Here is a 19,461-nt window from a genome sequence, read left to right as displayed (position 1 = left end):
GCGGGACAGTAGCAAGAACTTGCGTAACTCGAAACCCCTTGCGAACATCACCGCAACAACCGCGCTGGATCCGCAACCCGACCACTCCACAACTGCGGCTTTACCGGCATTTCCCAACGGTCCAGCCGCCCGCAGACGGCGACTGGATCACGCTCTGCACACCGGAAACACACCCACCGTCCCGATGGAGGCCGTTGCGACAGCGCCGATGTGGGAGCGAATCGCCGCCTGCTGCCCACTTCTGCAAGTTCTTGCCGACCACTGCGCAAGAAGTTGAGGGTGAGCTACAGTGCGGCCATGCGCGCTCGCCTGTCCGACATAGCCCAGCAGGCCGACGTCAGCGAGGCCACGGTGTCGCGGGTGCTCAACGACCGGCCCGGCGTGGCACCCGAGACCCGGCAGGCCGTCCTGACCGCCCTCGACGTGCTCGGCTACGAGCGCCCCGCCCGGCTCCGCAAGCGCAGCGCCGGGCTGGTCGGCCTGGTGGTGCCGGAGTTGGACAACCCGATCTTCCCCGCCTTCGCCCAGATCATCGAGTCGGCGCTGGCCCCGACCGGGTTCACCCCGGTGCTCTGCACCCAGACCCCCGGCGGTGTCCGCGAGGACGAGTACGTGGAGATGCTGCTCGACCGGCAGGTCTCCGGGATCGTCTTCGTCTCCGGGCTGCACGCCGACACCGCCGCCGACCACGACCGGTACCGCACCCTGATCGCCCGGCCGCTGCCGATCGTCATGATCAACGGATACGCCCCCGGCATCCCGGCGCCCTTCGTCTCCTGCGACGACCGCGAGGCGGCGGAGTTGGCCGTCTCGCACCTGGGCGCCCTGGGCCACCGTCGGATCGGCCTGATCACCGGGCCGGACCGGTTCGTGCCGGTGCAGCGCAAGGTCAGCGGATACAAGACCGCGATGGCGCGCCTCGTCCAGCTCGACGACGACGAACTGCGCGAGCTCACCGAACTCTCCCTGTTCGGCGTGGAGGGCGGCGAGGCCGCCGCCGGCCGCCTGATCGAGCGGGGCGTCACCGGGATCGTCTGCGGTTCGGACCTGATGGCACTCGGCGCGATCCGGGCCGCCCGGCAGCGCGGACTCTCCGTCCCGGAGGACCTGTCGGTGGTCGGTTACGACGACTCGCCGCTGATGGCCTTCACCGACCCGCCGCTGACCACCATGCGCCAGCCGGTGACCGCGATGGCGGTCGCCGCGGTCCGGGCCCTGGTGGACGAGATCAACGGCCACGCCGCCCCGCGCTCGGAGTACCTCTTCCGTCCCGAGCTGGTGGTGCGCGGCTCGACCGCGGTGGCCCGTCGGGACGACAGCGCCCCGCAGGGCGGCCAGGGTCGGCGACCGGCGTCGCCGGTGCTGTCGATCCCGGCGTGACGCCGGACACCTGCCACCTCCGCCTGGCGTGAAGGTCGGGCTGATTCCGGCCGCCTGCCGCCCTCGGAGCGGCACATCCACCGCCCCCCTTGCGCAAGAAATGCTTGACTCTTGCAGAGGCGGGGCGGCATCCTTCTCAGACACCCGCGCCACCTCGCCCACGCCCGGGTGCCGCCGTCCCGCACCACAGAACGGGGAACACCCGATGACCGCCAGCACTCCGTCGCCGCTGACCTCCGACGCCGACTGGTGGCGATCCGCCGTCGTCTACCAGGTCTACGTCCGCAGCTTCGCCGACTCCGACGGCGACGGCATCGGCGATCTCCAGGGCATCCGCGAACGTCTGCCCTACCTGCGTGACCTCGGGGTGGACGCGCTCTGGCTGACCCCCTTCTACACGTCGCCGATGGTCGACGGCGGCTACGACGTGGCCGACTACCGCGACGTCGACCCGATGTTCGGCACCCTCGGCGACTTCGAAGCGATGATCACCGACGCGCACGCGCTCGGGCTGCGGATCATCGTGGACCTGGTCCCGAACCACACCTCCGACCAGCACCCGTGGTTCCAGGCCGCGCTGGCCGCCGCCCCCGGCGCGGCCGAGCGGGCGCGGTACCTCTTCGCCGACGGCAGGGGTGAAGACGGTGCGCAGCCCCCGAACGACTGGGAGAGCATCTTCGGCGGCCCCGCCTGGACGCGGGTCGACGACGGCCAGTGGTATCTGCACCTGTTCGACCCGACCCAACCCGACCTGAACTGGCGCCACCGGGAGGTACGCGCCGAGTTCGAGGACGTCCTGCGGTTCTGGCTGGACCGGGGCGTCGACGGGTTCCGCATCGACGTGGCCCACGGCATGATCAAGGCGGAGGGCCTGCCGGACGTCGGCTTCAGCTCGATGACCACCGGCCGTCGCCAGTCCGAGTTGCTCGGCAAGGGCCGCCTGCCCTACTTCGACCAGGACGAGGTGCACGACATCTACCGCACCTGGCGTCCCATCCTGGACAGCTACCCCGGCGGCCGGATGGCCGTGGCCGAGGCGTGGGCGGAGACCCCGCAGCGACTGGCCCGCTACATCGGCCCGGACGAGCTGCACCAGGCGTTCAGCTTCGACTTCCTCGACGCCACCTGGTCGGCCGACTCGTTCCGCAAGGTGATCGACACCGCGCTGGGCGAGTCCACCATCGTCGGCGCCCCCACCACCTGGGTGCTCTCCAACCACGACCGGCAACGGCACGTCACCCGGTACGGCGACGGGGAGGTCGGGCTGCGCCGGGCCCGCGCCGCCGCGCTGCTGATGCTCGCCCTGCCCGGGTGCGCCTACCTCTATCAGGGCGAGGAACTGGGGCTTCCCGAGGTGCTCGACCTGCCCGACGAGCTGCGTCAGGACCCGGCCTTCCTGCGTACCGGCGAGAGCCGCGACGGCTGCCGGGTGCCGATCCCGTGGAGCGGTGACCTGGCACCGTACGGCTTCGGACCGGCCGGCAGCGCGCTGAGCTGGCTACCGGCCCCGGCGACCTGGCAGTCCCTCTCGGTCGCCGCCCAGGCCGGCGTGCCCGGCTCGACCCTGGAGCTGTACCGGGCGGCGCTGCGGATCCGGCACACCCATCCGGCACTGGCCGGCGTCGGCGGCATCACCTGGCGCCAGACCGGCCCGGACGTGCTCGCGTTCCACCGGGAGGTCGACTCCGTGGTGCTGACCTGCGTGGTGAACACCGGCGACTCGCCGGTGCTGATCGACGGGTACGGCACGCCGCTCGTGGCCAGCGCGCCGCTCACCGAACGCGACGGCGGCCACCTGCTCCCGGGTGACACGGCCGCCTGGTTCGAACGGCGCTGACCGGGGTATCACCCCCGACGACCTGGTCCCCGCCGGGATGACCGGGACGACGACCCCTTGTGGTGGGGGGTGCGGTGCGGGCACCGGTGCCCGGACGACGACGTCCGGGCACCGGTGCCGGGTGGTTCGTCAGCCTCCGGGGAGCCGCGTCGCGATGCGGGCGAAGCCGGCCCGCAGTTCGTCCTCGTCCGGCACCGGCAGCGGCCCGCCCGTGTCCCCCCGCTCGGCCGCCGCCATCTCCTCCTCGTCGACGGTGTCCTCGTAGTCGCCGTACAGGTCGGCCTGGTCCACCCGGACCGTCTCGTCGGTGGCGGCGAGCTGCGCGGCGGCGATCTCACCACGGATCTGCGCCACGTTCACCGCCGGCACCAGCGGCTCGACCACCGCCATCAACGACTCCTCGGCCACCACCGCCTCGGCCAGCGCCAGCGCGTGCGGCCGCTCGTACGGCCCGCAGACCACCGGCTCCCACTCGTCGGCGTCTCCGAGCGGCCCGAACGTGATGATCCACGGCAGGTCGAGCATCGGTGAGTCGCTCGGCAGGTCCAACGTCACAAGTGCCCCCACGGGCCCATCATCGTCGGTGCCCGACGAGGTGGGGGCGGGTTCCCCACACATCACGGTCAACCGGCCCCGCCGGGGGTGCCGGGATCGCTCTCCACGTCGAGGTCGACGGGCCGGGGACGGCTCGCCAGGTCGACCACCTGGCCGCGTCGGCTGGTCGCGGCCAGCGCGGCACCGAAGAGCACCAACTGGTTGAGCAGGTAGAGATAGACCAGCAGGCCCACGGCGGTGGCCACCACGGTGTACGCCGGGTTGTGCTCCACCCGCCCCACCCAGAACCGCCCGACGGTGTTGAGCAGCGTGATGCCGACCGCGACGAGCAGCACCACCGGCCGCAACCGGGCCCGGCTCATCCGCAGCCGGGGCACCGCCACCAGCAGCAGCGTCGCCAGCACCGCGTTCACCACCACGCTGAGCACCGCGCTGACCGTGGTCAGCCCGACGGAGCCGGTGCTGCGCAGCAGGAACCGCAGCAGCGTCTCCAACGCGTCGACCGCCGCCACCGAGACGCCGAGCAGCACGAAGACCACGAGGAGTACGCCGAGGTCGACCAACCGGCGGACGACCAGGTTGCCGGGGTGCTGGTCCAGGCCGTGGATCAGCCGCTGCGAGGACCGGATCGCCTCCACCCAGCCGATCCCGGTCAGGATCAGGATCAGCAGGCCCACCACGCCGACGGTGCCACTGCTCTCGGCCACCTGCGCCGGATCGAGGAACGGCAGGTTCTCCCGGAGGAACTCCTCCGCCCCCGCGCGCAGCTCGTCGTTCTCGTCCAGGATCGCGCCGAAGGCCGCGTACGACACCAGGGCGAGGGCGAAGACCGCGAAGAAGCCGTAGTAGGCGATCGCGGCGGCCAACCGCCCGCCGTGCAGGTCGGTGTAGCGCACCCCGGCCCGCCACAGGTGCCCGAAGGCCGGGGAGCGGTGCCGGGCGCTCCGCAGGCCACGGTCGACGCCCGCCTCGACCCGTCCCAGCAGGTTCACCGGTCAGCCGCCCAGCCGGAAGTACCGGCGGGGCTGCCACCGCGTCTGCCCGCTGTGCGAGAACAGGGTGAAGCCCTCCACCTCGAACATCGCGGAGAAGTCGGCGAGGTCCTCGTACGCCCGGTCGAGGGCCTCCGGCGCGACGTCCTGCGCCACCGTCACGTGTGGATGGTAGGGAAAGCGCAGCTCACGGCGAAGTTGAGGGGCCGCGTTGATGGCGGCGGCGAGCAGTTCGCACTCGCTGATGCCGGCCGCCACCGTCACGAAGACCACCTGCGTCACCGGCCGGAAGGTGCCGGTGCCGCGCAGGTGCAGGGTGTACGGCAGGTGCTCGGCGGCGACCCGGTCGAGGTGCCCCTCCACCGCGGCCAGCGCGGACACCGGGATCTCGGTCGGCCCGAGCAGGGTGACGTGTGCCGGGACCGTGTTCGGGTCGCCGGAGGCCAGTCGGCGCCGGGTCAGCTCGCCGCCCCACGGCTCGGGGATGTCGACGGCGATGCCGATCTGGACGATGTCGTCGGTCGACGGGACACCGCTGCCCTGATCCACGCTCCGCGTCACCTCTCCGGCCACCGACTGCTCGCCCTCGCGCGGGCGACTACTCGCCGCGTACCGGCGGGAAGAAACCCACCCGCTCGTACGCGGTGCGCAGCGTGGGCGCCGCCACCGCCCGGGCCTTCTCCGCACCGCCCGCGAGGAGCTTGTCGAGCTGGGCCGGGTCGTCGAGGTACGCGCGGGTGCGCTGCTGGATCGGCGTGACGAACTCCCGCACCACCTCGCCGAGGTCCTTCTTGAGGTCGCCGTAGCCCTTGCCGGCGTACGCGGCGACCAGGTCGTCGATGCCGCGCCCGCTCAACGCGGAGAAGATGGTGAGCAGGTTGGAGACGCCCGGCTTGGTCTCGGCGTCGAAGATGATGTCCCGACCGGTGTCGGTGACCGCCGAGCGGATCTTCTTGGCCGAGCGGGCCGGGTCCTCCAGCAGGTCCACGATGCCGCCCGGGGAGGACGACGACTTCGACATCTTGGCCGTCGGGTCCTGCAGGTCGGTGATCTTGGCGGTCTCCTTCACGATGTGCGGCGCGGGCACCGTGAAGGTCTTGCCGAACAGCGAGTTGAACCGCTGCGCCAGGTCCCGGGAGAGCTCCAGGTGCTGCCGCTGGTCCTCGCCGACCGGCACGGCGTGGGCCTGGTAGAGCAGGATGTCCGCGGCCTGCAGGATCGGGTACGTGAACAGCCCGACGCTGGCGCGCTCGTTGCCCTGCTTCTGCGACTTGTCCTTGAACTGGGTCATCCGGCTCGCCTCGCCGAAACCGGTGATGCAGCCCAGCACCCAGGCAAGCTGCGCGTGCTCGGGCACCTGCGACTGCACGAACAGGGTGCAGCGTTCCGGGTCCAGCCCGACGGCGAGCAGCTGCGCGGCGGCCGTCCGCGACCGCTGGAGCAACACCTTCGGTTCGTGTCCCGCCGTGATCGCGTGCTGGTCGACCACGCAGTAGAAGGCGTCGTGCGACTCCTGCAACGCCACCCAGTGCCGGACCGCGCCCAGGTAGTTGCCGAGGTGGAACGAGTCGGCCGTCGGCTGGATGCCGGAGAAGACGCGCGGGCGGGCGGGAACGTCGGACATGCCGCCGATTCTGTCAGCAACACCCTGCGTCCGTCATGACGGGCCGGCAGGTCGCGCCCGCTCGGCGACGCCGCCCGGATCGCGACGCTGTTCGGGCAGGCGGGCGACGGTGACCGCGAGCCGGGCCACCCGGCGTCCCTCCAGGGTGAGCACCCGCAGCAGCCAGCCGCCGGACGCGGCGGGATCGTCGCCCGCCCCGGGCACCGGGATTTCGTCGCCCGCTGCGGGCAACCGACCCAGCGCCGCCATCACGAAGCCGCCCACCGTCTCGTAGGGCCCGTGCGGCAGGTGCACGCCGGTGCGCTCGGCGAAGTCGGTCAGGTTGAGCCGTCCGTCGACCACCGTGGGCAGCCCGGCGAGAGCCGGTTCGGGCGAGTCGGCGTACTCGTCGTGGATCTCGCCGACCAGCTCCTCGACCAGGTCCTCACAGGTGACGATGCCGGCGGTGCCGCCGTACTCGTCGATCACCACGGCCAGGTGGTGCCCCTCCCGCCGCATCTCGGTCAACGCGGCGAGCACCCGCTTGCTGGCCGGCAGCCGCTTGATCTCCCGGGCCAGCTCGCCGACGGTGGTGCCCGGGTCGCGGTCCGGACGCAGCAGCACGTCGCGCAGGTGCACCACACCGACCACGTCGTCGTGGGTGCCGTCGACCACCGGATAGCGGGTGTGCGTACCGGCGCGGACCAGGGGTGCGGCCTCGGCGACGGTCAGCGCCGCGGAGAGGAACACCACCTCGGTGCGGGGCATCATCACCTCGCGGACCAGGCTGGCACCGGCCACCAGCACCTCGTCGATGATGCGACGACCGACCGGGTCGAGCACGGTGTTCGCGGCGACCAGGTCGCGCAGCTCGGCCTCGCTGATGCGTTCCCGACCGGCGGCCGACCCGGCGCCGAGCAGGTCGGTGACGAGTCGCAGGGTGCCGTCGGCGGCCCGCACCACCACCCGGGCGACGGCTCTGGCCACCGGCCCGGGCTGGCGGCGGGACCGCTGTGCGCCCCGTCGCCTGGGTCCGCGCCGACGCGCTGCCCGCATGACAGTGATGGTAGTCAGCGGAAGGCGGCACGGTGGTGTTCGACTCTGTTCAGAAATGGTCGGTCGTGGTGGAGTTGTAGGGTGACCACTACAGGTCCAGGTAGGAGGAGAACGACGTGAAACTGCTCGTCACCGGCGGCGCCGGCTTCATCGGGAGCGTGGTGACCCGGATGCTGCTCGACGCCGGGCACGACGTGGTGGTCCTGGACGACCTGTGCACCGGCCACCGGGAGGCGCTCGCGCCCGACGCCACCCACGTCGAGGCCGGCATCCACGACGCGGCCCGGGTGCTCACCCCGCAGGCGGGATTCGACGGCGTGCTGCACTTCGCCGCCCTGATCGCCGCCGGCGAGTCGATGACCGCCCCGGAGAAGTACTGGCACACCAACACCGTCGGGTCACTGGCGCTGATCGACGCCGTCCGCGCCGCGGGCGTACCCCGGATGGTCTTCTCCTCCACCGCCGCCGTCTACGGCAACCCGACCGAGCTGCCCATCCCGGAGACCGCCGTCAAGGCCCCGACCAACACGTACGGCGCGACCAAGCTCGCCGTCGACATGGCGCTCACCTCCGAGGCGACCGGGCACGGCCTGGCCGCCGTCTCGCTGCGCTACTTCAACGTCGCCGGGGCGTACCTCGACGGCGACACCGCCCTCGGCGAGCGGCACGACCCGGAGACCCACCTCATTCCCATCGCGCTGGAGGTGGCCGCCGACCGGCGGGAGAAGCTGCAACTCTTCGGCGACGACTACCCCACCGCCGACGGCACCTGCGTCCGCGACTACATCCACGTCGCCGACCTGGCCCGCGCCCACCTGCTCGCCCTCGACGCGGCGACCCCGGGACGACACCGCATCTACAACCTCGGCAACGGCAACGGGTTCACCAACCGGCAGGTCGTCGAGGTGGTCCGCGAGGTCACCGGCCACCCCGTGCCGGTGGAGGTGGCACCGCGCCGCGAGGGCGACCCGGCCGAACTGGTCGCCTCCTCCGCGCTGGCCCGCGCCGAGCTGGGCTGGGAGCCGCGCAAGCCCACCCTGCACGACATGGTCTCCGACGCCTGGACCTTCTACCGCGCGCACGTGTCGGGTCGGCCGTGACCGACGTCGCCGCCCGCGCCGAGGCCGGCTTCCGGCAGGCGTACGCCGCACCACCCGCCGGCCGCTGGGCGGCTCCCGGCCGGGTCAACCTGATCGGCGAGCACACCGACTACAACGACGGCTTCGTGCTGCCGTTCGCGCTACCGCTGCGCACCGTCGTCGCCGCAGCGCCCCGGCCCACCGAGGACTGGACGGTCTGGTCCGAACTGACCGGCGAGACGGTCGACTTCGGCGCCGACGAGGTGGCCGCCCCCGGCCGGGTCACCGGCTGGGCCGCGTACGTGGCCGGGGTGGTGTGGGCGCTGCGCGAAGCCGGCCACCCGGTGCCCGGCGCCCGGTTGGCCGTCGCCTCCGACGTGCCGCTCGGCGCCGGCCTGTCCTCCTCGGCCGCACTGGAGGCCGCCGTGCTCACCGCGCTGGTCGATCTCGGCGGGCTGGACCTGCCCGCCACGCTCCAGCCGAGGTTGGCGCAGCGCGCCGAGAACCACTACGTCGGCGCGCCCACCGGCATCATGGACCAGTCGGCCGCGATCCGCTGCCGGGCCGGGCACGCCCTCTTCCTCGACTGCCGCACCGAGCAGGTGGACCATGTCCCGTTCGACCTGGACCACGACGGCCTGGCGATCCTGGTGATCGACAGCCGTGCCCCGCACCGGCACGCCGACGGCGAGTACGCGTCCCGCCGCGCCACCTGCGAGAAGGCCGCGCACCTGCTCGGTGTGCCGGCCCTGCGGGACGTACCCGCCGACGCCCTCGACGACGCGCTGGCCCGACTGCCCGACGACGAGACCCGCCGCCGGACCCGGCACGTCGTCACCGAGAACCAGCGGGTACGCGACAGCGTCGCCCTGCTACACGCCGTGGAGATCCGGCGCATCGGTCCGCTGCTCACCGCCTCGCACGCCTCCATGCGCGACGACTTCGCCATCACCGTCGCGGAGGTCGACACCGCCGTCGACACGGCGCTCGCCGCCGGTGCACTCGGCGCGCGGATGACCGGCGGCGGTTTCGGCGGCTGCGTCCTGGCCCTGGTCGAGGCGGACCGGGCCGATGCGGTGGGCGACGCCGTCGCGGCGGCCTACGCCGCCCGTGGCTACGCCACCCCCACCCGGTTCACCGCGCTCCCGGCCGCAGGCGCGACCCGCCTCGCCTGACCCACACCGACGAGATGTCCTCGCTTCTCGCACGCCCGGGGTGTCCTCACCCACCGCCTGTCGAGCTGATGGCGTGGACGGATCAGCTCGCCCGCCACCGCACACACCGCCTACTCGCGTCCCACTCTCGCCGCACATACCGCCCATGATCACGCTCGATCCCGGATGGAGTGGCCTCGTGGCGGCACCGAGACCACTCGATCCAGGATCGAGCAGGATCTGGCAACTCGTCGCCGCGCCCGGGGTCATCGGGTGAGGCGACGAGGGTAACCAGGGTGGCGAGAGCGGGCAGGGGGGCGCCGTGGGGAACGGGTATCTGCCCGGCCGCCCCGTGTGCTCAGGCGGTCTCGACGATCATGGCGGCGCCGACGGTGCGGTTGGTGGTCTCGTCGATGATGACGAAACCACCGGTCGTACGGTTGCGGCGGTACTCGTCGGCCAGCAACGGGACGGTGGTCCGCAACCGCACCCGGCCGATCTCGTTGAGCCGCAACTCGGTCGCCGTCTCGTCGCGGTGCAGCGAGTTGATGTCGAGGCGGTAGTGCAGGCCACGCACGATCGCCCGGGCCGACCGGGTGGTGTGCTTGATGGCGTACTTGCCGCCGACCTGCAACGGCCGGCTCTCGTCCATCCAGCAGACCATCGCCTCGATGTCCTGCGCCACCGCCGGGGCGTTGTTCGGGCGGCAGATCATGTCGCCCCGCGAGATGTCGATCTCGTCGGTCAGCCGTACCGTCACCGACATCGGCGGGAACGCCTCCCCGACCGGCCCGTCGGCCGTCTCCACCGACGCGATCCGGCTGGTGAAGCCGGACGGCAGCACCATCACCTCGTCACCCGGCTTGAGCACCCCCGAGGCGACCTGACCGGCGTAGCCGCGATAGTCGGTGACCACCCTCGACTGCGGCCGGATCACGTACTGCACCGGGAACCGGACGTCGACCAGGTTCCGGTCGCTGGCGATGTGCACCCGCTCCAGGTGGTGCAGCAGCGCCGGGCCTTCGTACCAGGGCATGCTCTCCGAACGGGTGACGATGTTGTCGCCCTTGAGCGCGGAGATCGGCACCACGGTCAGGTCCGGCACGTCCAGCTTCGCCGCGAACGCGGTGAACTCGTCGGCGATCCGGTCGAAGACGTCCTGCGAGTAGTCCACCAGGTCCATCTTGTTGACGCAGAGCACCAGGTGCGGCACCCGCAGCAGCGAGCAGAGGAAGGCGTGCCGGCGGGACTGCTCGACCAGGCCCTTACGGGCGTCGACCAGGATCAGCGCCAGATCGGCCGTGGACGCCCCGGTGACCATGTTCCGGGTGTACTGGATGTGCCCGGGGGTGTCGGCGATGATGAACTTGCGACGGGGCGTGGCGAAGTACCGGTACGCCACGTCGATGGTGATGCCCTGCTCCCGCTCGGCGCGCAGGCCGTCGGTGAGCAGCGCCAGGTTCGTGTACTCGTCGCCCCGGGCCGCGCTGACCGCCTCCACCGCGGCCAACTGGTCGGTGAACAGCGACTTCGTGTCGTACAGCAGCCGGCCGATCAGGGTCGACTTGCCGTCGTCGACACTGCCGGCGGTGGCGAAGCGCAGCAGGTCCATCGGTCGGGCCTCCGACCCGACGGCCCGGCCCTCGGCGTCGCCCGGCGCGAGCGTCTCGGTCGTCATCAGAAGTAGCCCTCCCGCTTGCGGTCCTCCATCGCGGCCTCGCTGACCCGGTCGTCACCACGGGTCGCCCCGCGCTCGGTGATCCGGGTCGCCGCGACCTCCTCGATGACCTTGTCGACCGTGTCCGCGTCCGAGCTCACCGCCGCCGTGCAGGAGGCGTCGCCGACGGTGCGGTAGCGCACCTGGGCCTTGAACCGCTCCTCCCCCGCCCGCGCGGGCAGGAACTCGTTGACCGCGTAGAGCATCCCGTCGCGCTCGACCACCTCGCGCTCGTGCGCGTAGTAGATCGACGGCAGCTCGATCCGCTCCCGGGCGATGTAGTGCCACACGTCCAACTCGGTCCAGTTGGAGAGCGGGAACACCCGGATCGACTCACCCGGGTGGTGCCGGCCGTTGTAGAGCGACCACAGCTCCGGACGCTGGTTCTTCGGGTCCCACTGGCCGAACTCGTCACGGAAGCTGAACACCCGCTCCTTGGCGCGGGCCTTCTCCTCGTCCCGCCGGGCCCCGCCGAAGAGCGCGTCGAACCGGTGCTTCTCCACCGCCTCGAGCAGCACCGGCGTCTGGATGCGGTTGCGCATCCCGTCCGCCGACTCCCGGACCAACCCGCTGGCCAGTGCCTCCGGCACGCTGGCCACGACGAGCTGCAGGTTCAGCTCGGCGACCCGCCGGTCCCGGTAGTCCAGCACCTCGGGGAAGTTGTGGCCGGTGTCGACGTGCATCACCGGAAAGGGGATCTGGGCCGGAGCGAACGCCTTCTGCGCCAGGCGCAGCATCACGATCGAGTCCTTGCCACCGGAGAACAGCAGGACCGGCCGCTCCATCTCGGCGACCACCTCGCGCATCACGAAGATGCTCTCCGCCTCCAACGCGTCGAGATGCGTCACCTGGTAGGCAGCGGTGGCGGTCATGACACCGGCTCGATTCGCTCGGTCATCCGATTTCCAGACCTTTCCGGTCGGGGATGTCAGAAAGTAGCGCCAGGCTACCCGCTATGCCGGTGCAACGCTGCAAGTAACCGGCTGGCGAGATCCGCACGGCACACCAGCAGGTCAGGCAGACGCGGGTCGGCCTCGTTGTATTTCAGCGCAGAACCGTCGATCCGGGAAGCGTGCAGTCCGGTGGCCGTCGCCACAGCCACCGGCGCCGCCGAGTCCCACTCGTACTGACCCCCGGCGTGAATGTAGGCGTCCACCTCGCCGGTCACCACTGCGGCGATCTTCGCACCGGCCGATCCCATCGGCACCAACTCCGCCCCGACCTCCTCGGCGAGGTCGGTCAGGAACACCGGCGGCCGACTTCGGCTGGCCGCCAGACGCAGCCGCCGGCCCTCGCCCCCGGCCGCCTCCGCCGGGTACGCCGGAGGGACGTCCGTGGCCAACACCTGCTGCTGTGCCGGCAATCCGACAGCACCCGCCACCAGACCGTGGGATGTCGACGCGTCCCGCGCCCAGAGCGCCACGTGCACCGCCCAGTCCGCGCGCCCCTCCTCGCTGAACTCACGGGTACCGTCCAGCGGGTCGATGATCCACACCCGCTCGGCGACCAGCCGGGAGATCGACGCCTCGTTCACCTCGGCCGTCCACGCCAGCCGGGAACCCTCGTCCTCCTCGGAGAGCACCGCGTCGTCCGGACGCCACTTCGCCAGCTCGGTCCGGATCAGGTCGTGCGAGACCTTGTCCCCCGCCGCCTTCAACGCACCGGCGTCGGCGAACCCCGTCTCCGCCCGCAGGCGCAGCAACGCCTGACCGGCACGGGCCGCCAACCACCGCGCGAACGCCCCGTCGGCCGTGGGTGGACTGCTCATACTCGCGCTCCCGTCGTCACAGCCGTACCTCAGGCACCGTGGTAGAGGTTCTGCGTCGGTTCGACGCCTCGGATGACCACGGATTCCACCACGTCCGCCGCCCTATCCACCAGGAACTCCAACTCCTTGCGCTCCACCGCGCCGAAATCCGACAGCACGTAGTCCGCCGGATCCTGCCGCCCCGGCGGACGCCCGATCCCGAACCGCACCCGTACGTAGTCCTTCGTGCCCAGCGACTTCGACATCGAGCGCAGACCGTTGTGCCCGCCCTCGCCGCCACCGCACTTCACCCGCACCTGGCCGTACGCGATGTCCAGCTCGTCGTGCACCGCGATCACCTGCCCCGGCGGCACCTTGTGGAACTGCGCCAGACCGGCCACCGGCCCACCCGAAAGGTTCATGTACGTCAACGGCTTGACCAGCACCAACTTCGGGCCACCCAGACCGAGGCGCCCCTCGGCGACCTCCGCCACCGCCCGCTTGTGCCGACCGAACCTGCTGCCCAGCCGACCCGCCAACAGGTCCGCGACCAGGAAACCGACGTTGTGCCGGTTGCCCGCGTACTCCCGACCCGGGTTGCCCAGACCGACCACCAGCCAGGGCCCGGTCTCGTCCGTCACCGCCCGCCCCTTTCCTCGTCCCGGCGGACCGCCACCCGGCGGCCGCCCCCGATACGTCGACAGGCGCCCCCGGAGCACGGGGACGCCTGTCGCACAGCCTGCGGACCGATCAGGCCTCGGTCTTGGCCTCGGCGGTCTCCTCGCCGGCCTCGGCGGTCTCGGCGGTCTCCTCGCCGGCCTCAGCCTCGGCCTCGGCGTCCGCCGCCTCGGCCTCGGGCAGCGTCGCCTCCAACTGCTCCGCGGTCGGTGCCGCGGTGACGGTGGCGACCGCCATCTCCGGGTCGGCGGCCAGCTCGACGCCCGACGGAAGCTGCACGTCGGCGGCGGTGACCTGGGAGCCGGCCTGCGCACCCTCGATCGACGCCTCCAGGTGATCCGGCACCTTGGTGGCGTCGGCGGTCACCGAGAGGGTGTCGTGGTCGTGCACGATCAGCGTGTCCCGCGCCGCCTCACCGGTCAGCTGCACCGGCACGTCCACGGTGACCTTCTCGCCCCGACGCACCAGCAGCAGGTCGACGTGCTCGAAGGTGTCCTTGATCGGGTCCCGCTGGATCGCCTTCGGCAGCGCCAGAGCCTGCGTGCCGTCGCTGATGTCGAGCGCCAGGAGCTGGTTGGCGCCACCGTTACGGATGGCCGCCGCGAACTCGCGGGCCGGGAGCGCGATGTGCTTGGGCTTCTCGCCATGGCCGTACAGCACGGCGGGCACCTTGCCGGCCCGGCGGGTACGGCGGGCACCACCCTTGCCGAACTCGGTGCGGGGCTCGGCGCTGATCTTTACCTCGGACACGGGGAAACTCCTGATGCTTCGCTACGGCAGCTTGTCGTCTGGCGGTGCTGGGCGGGGGGCTCGCAAGGGCTCATGCGTCACAACGACTGCCCGGAGCACCGCGTCGATCACGGTGCCTCCGTGCGGCGCTTCTCAGCGGCCCGCAGGGCACCCTCGCCGTGGCAACCGCACCAGTCTACCCGAGCGGATTCCCGAAGTTCCGGCAGTCCCCGCCGGAGCCGACCGGGCAGCTCACCGCCGCCGACCAGCCGATCATCGACGCCCCCGGACGGGCCGGTCCGATCGACCGACCCGCCCGGACCGACGTCAGCTCAACCCGCCGAACAGGGTGGTCACCGAGCCGTCGTCGAACACCTCACGGATCGCCCGGGCCAACAGCGGCGCGATGGAGAGCACGGTGAGCTTGTCGAGCTGCTTCTCCGGCGGCAACGGCAGCGTGTTGGTCACCACGACCTCGCTGATCGGGCTGTTCTTCAGCCGCTCGGTCGCCGGGTCGGAGAGCAGCGCGTGGGTGGACGCCACGATCACGTCCGCCGCGCCGGACTCCTTGAGGATGTCCGCCGCCTTGCAGATCGTGCCGCCCGTGTCGATCATGTCGTCGACGATCAGGCAGACCCGACCCTCGACCTCACCGACCACCCGGTTCGCCACCACCTGGTTCGGCTTCATCGGGTCCCGCGTCTTGTGGATGAAGGCCAGCGGGCAGCCGCCCAACCGGTCGGTCCACCGCTCGGCCACCCGCACCCGACCCGAGTCCGGCGCGACCACGGTCATCGGCCGGCCCGCGTACTTGCGCTCCACGTACTCGGCCAGGATGTCCATCGCGAACAGGTGGTCCACCGGCCCGTCGAAGAAGCCCTGGATCTGCGCCGTGTGCAGGTCCACGGTGAGGATCCGGTTCGCCCCCGCCGTCTTCAACAGGTCGGCGATCAGCCGGGCCGAGATCGGCTCCCGCCCCCGGTGCTTCTTGTCCTGCCGCGCGTACGGATAGAACGGCAACACGACCGTGATCCGCTTCGCCGACCCGCGCTTCAACGCGTCGACCATGATCAGGGTCTCCATGACCCACGTGTTCACCCCGTGCGTGACGGACTGCACCACGAAGGCGTCCGACCCCCGCACCGAGTCCTTGAACCGTACGAAGATCTCGCCGTTGGCGAACTCGTACGCGTCGGCCGGCGTCGGCGCGACGCCGAGCACCTCACCGATCTCCCTGGCCAGCTCCGGAAACCCACGTCCGGAAAAGAGCATCAGGCTCTTGCGGTTTTCGGCGACGATGCTGCCCATGGGCCCGTCTGCTCCCGTATTGGTCGGTGGTACCCGGCCACGGTGGTGGTCGACCGGGGACTATTCGGTTGCAGTATCTCCCGCCCCCGGCGCACCGCCCACCGACTCGGCGGCGCCGTGGATTGCCTCACCTTCACTTGCGGCCGAGGTCACACCCGGAGCACCCTGCAAGGCCCGCTCGGCAGCCGCCGCCGACGTCGTACCCGACCGCCTGCGGGTCACCCAGTCCTCGACGTTGCGTTGTGGCGCCCGCGTCACACCCAACGCACCCGGCGGCACGTCCTTGCTGATCGCACTGCCCGCCGCCACGTACGCGCCGGCGCCCACCTCGACCGGGGCGATCAGGCTGGTGTCGCAGCCGACGAAGGCGGCCTCGCCCACCACCGTGCGGTGCTTGTTCACCCCGTCGTAGTTCACGAAGATCGTCGCCGCGCCGATGTTGGCCCGCGCCCCGATCGTCGCGTCACCCACGTACGACAGGTGCGGCACCTTGGCGCCCGGCCCCACCTCGGAGTTCTTCACCTCGACGAACGTGCCCACCTTCGACTTCTCGGCCAGCCGCGCCGCCGGTCGCAGGTACGCGTACGGCCCCACGCTCGCGCCCGCGCCCACCTCGGCACCGACCGCGTGGCTGCGCAGCACCGTCGCGCCCGGCCCGACCACCGTGTCGATCAGCGTCACGTCCGGGCCGACCACCGCGCCCGCGCCGACCACCGAACCGCCGCGCAACTGGGTGTTCTGGTCCACGACCGCGTCCCGGTCCAGGGCCACCGTCACGTCGATCCACGTCGTCTCCGGGTCCAGCAGACTCACCCCGGTACGCATCCAGCGCTCGTTGACCCGGTCCCGCAGCAGCCGCCGCAGCGCCGCCAACTCCACCCGGTCGTTGCAGCCGAGCGTCTCGGCGTGGTCGCCGGCCAGGTGCACGCCGACCGGCTCACCGGCCGACACGAGCAGCCGGAAGACGTCGGTGAGGTACTCCTCACCCTGGTCGTTGTCGGTGGAGAGCTTGCCGAGCACGTCCCGCAGCCGGCCCGCGTCGAAGGCGTAGATGCCGGCGTTGATCTCCCGGACGGCGAGCTGTGCCGCAGTGGCGTCGCGCTGCTCGACGATCTGCTCCAACCGGCCGTCGGCGTCGCGCACGATCCGGCCCAGGCCGGTGGGATCCGGCACCTCGGCAGCCAGCACCGTCGCCGCCGCCCGCTCGCTCTCGTGCGCCGCGACCAGCCCGGCCACCGTCTCCGGCCGCAGCAGCGGCACGTCGCCGTTGAGCACCACCACCGTGCCGGACGCCTCCGGTGCGGCCTCCAGCGCGATCCTGACCGCGTGCCCGGTGCCGAGCTGCTCGGCCTGCAACACCGGTACGGCGTCCGGCGCGGCCTCGGCCAGATGCGCCCGGACCTGGTCCGCGCCGTGCCCGACCACCACCATCGTCCGCTCCGCCGACAACGGCTGCGCCGCGTTCAGCACGTGCCCGAGCAGCGTCCGGCCGAGCAGCGGGTGCAACACCTTGGGCAACGCGGACTTCATCCGCTTGCCCTCCCCGGCGGCAAGGACGACGACGGTACGGGGGTAGGGCTCGGACACGAGGTGGCTCCCGTCGGGACGCGGACAGTCTCGCGGCCATGCTAACCAGGCTTCAGCCACAGATCAGGTGAAGCTCCCGGGAGAGGACTCGAACCCCTACAATCAGGACCAAAACCTGACGTCCTGCCATTAGACGACCCGGGACGGTCTAAAACGGACAAACTAGCGGCTTGCCGTACCCCTACACTTTAGCGTCCCGCGTCGCCGACGCCATCGCTCATACCCTTCATGATCCCCTCGATCTTCCAATACAACCGACGGGACCGCGGCACTTCGACACTCAGGCAGCCCCGATAGGTCGGTCCGATGTTGAGCCGAACCGTGGTGGGCCGGTGCCGTTTGAGGGTCGTGGGCTGGAAGACGTCGGGCGACACGCCCACCTGCTCGGCCCACCAGCCGACCGCTTCCGCGGCGTCGGCGGTCTCGTGGATCGCGACGCGGAATCGCAACGCTTCCCGCCGCTCGCCCAGCGCCTCCAAGAAGCGTACGAACAGTCCGATCAGCGCCGGGTCACTGTTGACGAAACGCACTCGGCAGTCGTGCGGTCGCCAGGGTTTGGCCTTGGTGCCCTCGGCCCAGTACAGCGCCGCGCCGACCAGCACCAACTCGCGGTATCGCAGGCTCTTCACCCACCCGGCGCTCGCCTCGACGGTGGCGGCACGCGCCGCGTCGCGTGCCTGTCGGTGCTCGCCCCATTGGGCGTCGGTCATGGCCTTGGAGTGGGCACGCCGACGCTCCCGCTCGTCATCTGGGTCGCGCTTCAGGGGAAGGTGCCGCACCCACAAATAGGCCGTCGAGCGACTGACCTGCAACCGCCGCGCGATCTCCGGAACCGAGTGACCGGCCGACCGCAGCACCACCGCCTCGGCACGTAACTCGTCCTTGGCACGGGAGCGCCGGACGCGAGAATCGGTCATGGGGTGCAGGCTAGGGCGGGGGTGTGACACTCCGGGCATCGGTAAGCATCGCTGCCAGATGTGATCTTCCGGCGGCTTAAGTTACGGTGACGTAGGCGTAGTTTGCTGTCTCATCGTTCCCTGCGAGGTGCCATGTCCAGCGCTGTTCTCGACTCCCACCCGACCGGGCCGAAGCCCCTCACCGAGGGCACCCAGTCGCGCGGCATCCTGATCGCGCTCTGGGCGTTCGTGGTGATTCCGTTCGCCGCACTGGTCGCCGCCGTACCGGTCGCCTGGGGCGGCTGGCTGAGCTGGGTAGACGTGGGTGTCGCGGCATTCTGGTACGTGCTTGCCGGCCTGGGCATCACGGTCGGCTACCACCGCTACTTCACCCACGGGTCGTTCAAGGCGAAGCGGTGGCTGCGGATCGCGCTGGCCGTCTCCGGTTCGCTCGCCGTGCAGGGCGACATCATCCAGTGGGTCGCCGACCACCGGCGTCACCACGCCTTCTCCGACCTGGAGGGGGACCCGCACTCGCCGTGGCGGTTCGGGACGACGCTGCGTGGACTGACCAAGGGCCTGTTCCACGCGCACGTCGGCTGGCTGTTCGGCCGTGAGCTGTCCAACCGGGAGCGCTTCGCTCCGGACCTGTTGGCCGACCGGGACATCCGCCGGACGAGCGCGCTCTTTCCCCTGTTGGCGGCCGCCTCGGTGCTGGGTCCGGCGCTGATGGGCGGGCTACTGACGTGGAGCTGGCAGGGGGCGCTGACCGCGCTGTTCTGGGCGGGCCTGGTCCGCATCTCCCTGCTGCACCACGTCACCTGGTCGATCAACTCGGTGTGCCACGTCTACGGTGAGCGACCGTTCATGATGCGGCAGGGTGACCGGGCGGCCAACTTCTGGCCGCTGGCGTTGGTGTCGTTCGGGGAGAGCTGGCACAACCTGCACCACGCCGATCCGACGAGTGCCCGGCACGGGGTGCTGCGCGGCCAGATCGACATCTCGGCCCGGGTGATCTGGCTGTTCGAGAAGGCGGGAGCCGCCTGGGACGTCCGCTGGCCGAAGCCGGAGCGGCTCGCGTCGAAGCTCGTGAAACCGGCGGAACCCGGGCCGGCCTGACGGCGACGGGCGACCGACCGACAA

The 19,461-nt window shown here is 71.3% G+C and carries 18 protein-coding genes and 1 tRNA gene; 5 read left to right on the top strand and 14 right to left on the bottom strand.

What is annotated here, in order from left to right; all coding sequences use genetic code 11:
- Positions 1-297 precede the first annotated feature (297 nt).
- Positions 298-1,380 (top strand): LacI family DNA-binding transcriptional regulator, encoded by a 1,083-nt coding sequence (locus ABZ738_RS07020; RefSeq protein ID WP_236145581.1) that lies wholly within the window; start codon positions 298-300, stop codon positions 1,378-1,380.
- Positions 1,381-1,585: 205 nt separating this feature from the next.
- Positions 1,586-3,217 carry a glycoside hydrolase family 13 protein gene (locus ABZ738_RS07015; protein ID WP_357211645.1) on the top strand — a complete coding sequence of 544 codons (1,632 nt, stop codon included), beginning with the start codon at positions 1,586-1,588 and terminating at the stop codon, positions 3,215-3,217.
- Between the two features lie 129 nt (positions 3,218-3,346).
- On the opposite strand, the gene ABZ738_RS07010 is transcribed toward ABZ738_RS07015, so the two are convergent.
- The 5 genes from ABZ738_RS07010 to ABZ738_RS06990 are packed head-to-tail and all read right to left on the bottom strand — an operon-like array spanning position 3,347 to position 7,423.
- Positions 3,347-3,784, bottom strand: coding sequence for a hypothetical protein (locus ABZ738_RS07010; protein ID WP_357211643.1), 438 nt, complete (start codon positions 3,782-3,784; stop codon positions 3,347-3,349).
- A gap of 56 nt (positions 3,785-3,840) precedes the next feature.
- A complete protein-coding gene (locus tag ABZ738_RS07005; protein ID WP_131051662.1) occupies positions 3,841-4,764 on the bottom strand; it encodes a YhjD/YihY/BrkB family envelope integrity protein in 924 nt (307 codons plus the stop codon).
- 3 nt (positions 4,765-4,767) lie between these two features.
- The gene (locus tag ABZ738_RS07000) at positions 4,768-5,313 is read right to left on the bottom strand and encodes a 2'-5' RNA ligase family protein (RefSeq protein ID WP_236145582.1); all 546 of its coding nucleotides are present in this window, start codon (positions 5,311-5,313) and stop codon (positions 4,768-4,770) included.
- A gap of 49 nt (positions 5,314-5,362) precedes the next feature.
- Positions 5,363-6,388: a tryptophan--tRNA ligase gene (gene trpS / locus ABZ738_RS06995; RefSeq protein ID WP_176092527.1), complete on the bottom strand. Its 1,026-nt coding sequence runs from the start codon at positions 6,386-6,388 to the stop codon at positions 5,363-5,365.
- A gap of 33 nt (positions 6,389-6,421) precedes the next feature.
- The gene (locus ABZ738_RS06990; protein ID WP_176092526.1) at positions 6,422-7,423 is read right to left on the bottom strand and encodes a hemolysin family protein; all 1,002 of its coding nucleotides are present in this window, start codon (positions 7,421-7,423) and stop codon (positions 6,422-6,424) included.
- 116 nt (positions 7,424-7,539) lie between these two features.
- Between ABZ738_RS06990 and galE the strand changes: the two genes are divergently transcribed.
- Both galE and galK read left to right on the top strand, forming a co-directional pair.
- Complete coding sequence (gene galE / locus ABZ738_RS06985) at positions 7,540-8,523, top strand: UDP-glucose 4-epimerase GalE (protein ID WP_131051666.1); 984 nt, start codon at positions 7,540-7,542, stop codon at positions 8,521-8,523.
- On the top strand, positions 8,520-9,677 hold the full coding sequence (gene galK, locus ABZ738_RS06980; RefSeq protein WP_357211639.1) for a galactokinase: 1,158 nt from the start codon (positions 8,520-8,522) through the stop codon (positions 9,675-9,677). Before galE ends, galK begins: the two co-directional genes overlap by 4 nt.
- A gap of 337 nt (positions 9,678-10,014) precedes the next feature.
- Here galK and ABZ738_RS06975 read toward each other — a convergent pair whose 3' ends face one another.
- From ABZ738_RS06975 to ABZ738_RS06935, 9 genes are all read right to left on the bottom strand, one after another.
- Positions 10,015-11,334, bottom strand: a complete 1,320-nt coding sequence (locus tag ABZ738_RS06975) for a GTP-binding protein (protein ID WP_131051668.1) — start codon at positions 11,332-11,334, stop codon at positions 10,015-10,017.
- Positions 11,334-12,245 carry a sulfate adenylyltransferase subunit CysD gene (gene cysD, locus ABZ738_RS06970; protein WP_131051669.1) on the bottom strand — a complete coding sequence of 304 codons (912 nt, stop codon included), beginning with the start codon at positions 12,243-12,245 and terminating at the stop codon, positions 11,334-11,336. Before cysD ends, ABZ738_RS06975 begins: the two co-directional genes overlap by 1 nt.
- A 74-nt stretch (positions 12,246-12,319) precedes the next feature.
- Positions 12,320-13,141: an inositol monophosphatase family protein gene (locus ABZ738_RS06965; RefSeq protein WP_131051670.1), complete on the bottom strand. Its 822-nt coding sequence runs from the start codon at positions 13,139-13,141 to the stop codon at positions 12,320-12,322.
- Between the two features lie 29 nt (positions 13,142-13,170).
- On the bottom strand, positions 13,171-13,761 hold the full coding sequence (gene pth / locus ABZ738_RS06960) for an aminoacyl-tRNA hydrolase (protein ID WP_131051671.1): 591 nt from the start codon (positions 13,759-13,761) through the stop codon (positions 13,171-13,173).
- A gap of 109 nt (positions 13,762-13,870) precedes the next feature.
- Entirely contained in the window at positions 13,871-14,548 is a 678-nt protein-coding gene (locus tag ABZ738_RS06955; protein WP_357211635.1) for a 50S ribosomal protein L25/general stress protein Ctc, read from the bottom strand.
- A 306-nt stretch (positions 14,549-14,854) separates the two neighbouring features.
- Positions 14,855-15,835, bottom strand: a complete 981-nt coding sequence (locus ABZ738_RS06950) for a ribose-phosphate diphosphokinase (RefSeq protein WP_131051673.1) — start codon at positions 15,833-15,835, stop codon at positions 14,855-14,857.
- 60 nt (positions 15,836-15,895) lie between these two features.
- Positions 15,896-17,422, bottom strand: a complete 1,527-nt coding sequence (gene glmU, locus ABZ738_RS06945; RefSeq protein ID WP_131051674.1) for a bifunctional UDP-N-acetylglucosamine diphosphorylase/glucosamine-1-phosphate N-acetyltransferase GlmU — start codon at positions 17,420-17,422, stop codon at positions 15,896-15,898.
- 73 nt (positions 17,423-17,495) lie between these two features.
- A tRNA-Gln gene (locus tag ABZ738_RS06940) sits at positions 17,496-17,566 on the bottom strand.
- 44 nt (positions 17,567-17,610) lie between these two features.
- The gene (locus ABZ738_RS06935) at positions 17,611-18,339 is read right to left on the bottom strand and encodes a helix-turn-helix domain-containing protein (protein WP_236145583.1); all 729 of its coding nucleotides are present in this window, start codon (positions 18,337-18,339) and stop codon (positions 17,611-17,613) included.
- A 132-nt stretch (positions 18,340-18,471) separates the two neighbouring features.
- Here ABZ738_RS06935 and ABZ738_RS06930 point away from each other — a divergent pair, with 132 nt between their 5' ends.
- Complete coding sequence (locus tag ABZ738_RS06930) at positions 18,472-19,437, top strand: acyl-CoA desaturase (protein ID WP_357211632.1); 966 nt, start codon at positions 18,472-18,474, stop codon at positions 19,435-19,437.
- The last annotated feature ends 24 nt before the right edge of the window (positions 19,438-19,461 follow it).

Source organism: Micromonospora sp. NPDC047793, assembly GCF_040642635.1.
GTDB lineage: Bacteria > Actinomycetota > Actinomycetes > Mycobacteriales > Micromonosporaceae > Micromonospora.
This window is presented reverse-complemented; position numbering and strand designations above follow the sequence as displayed.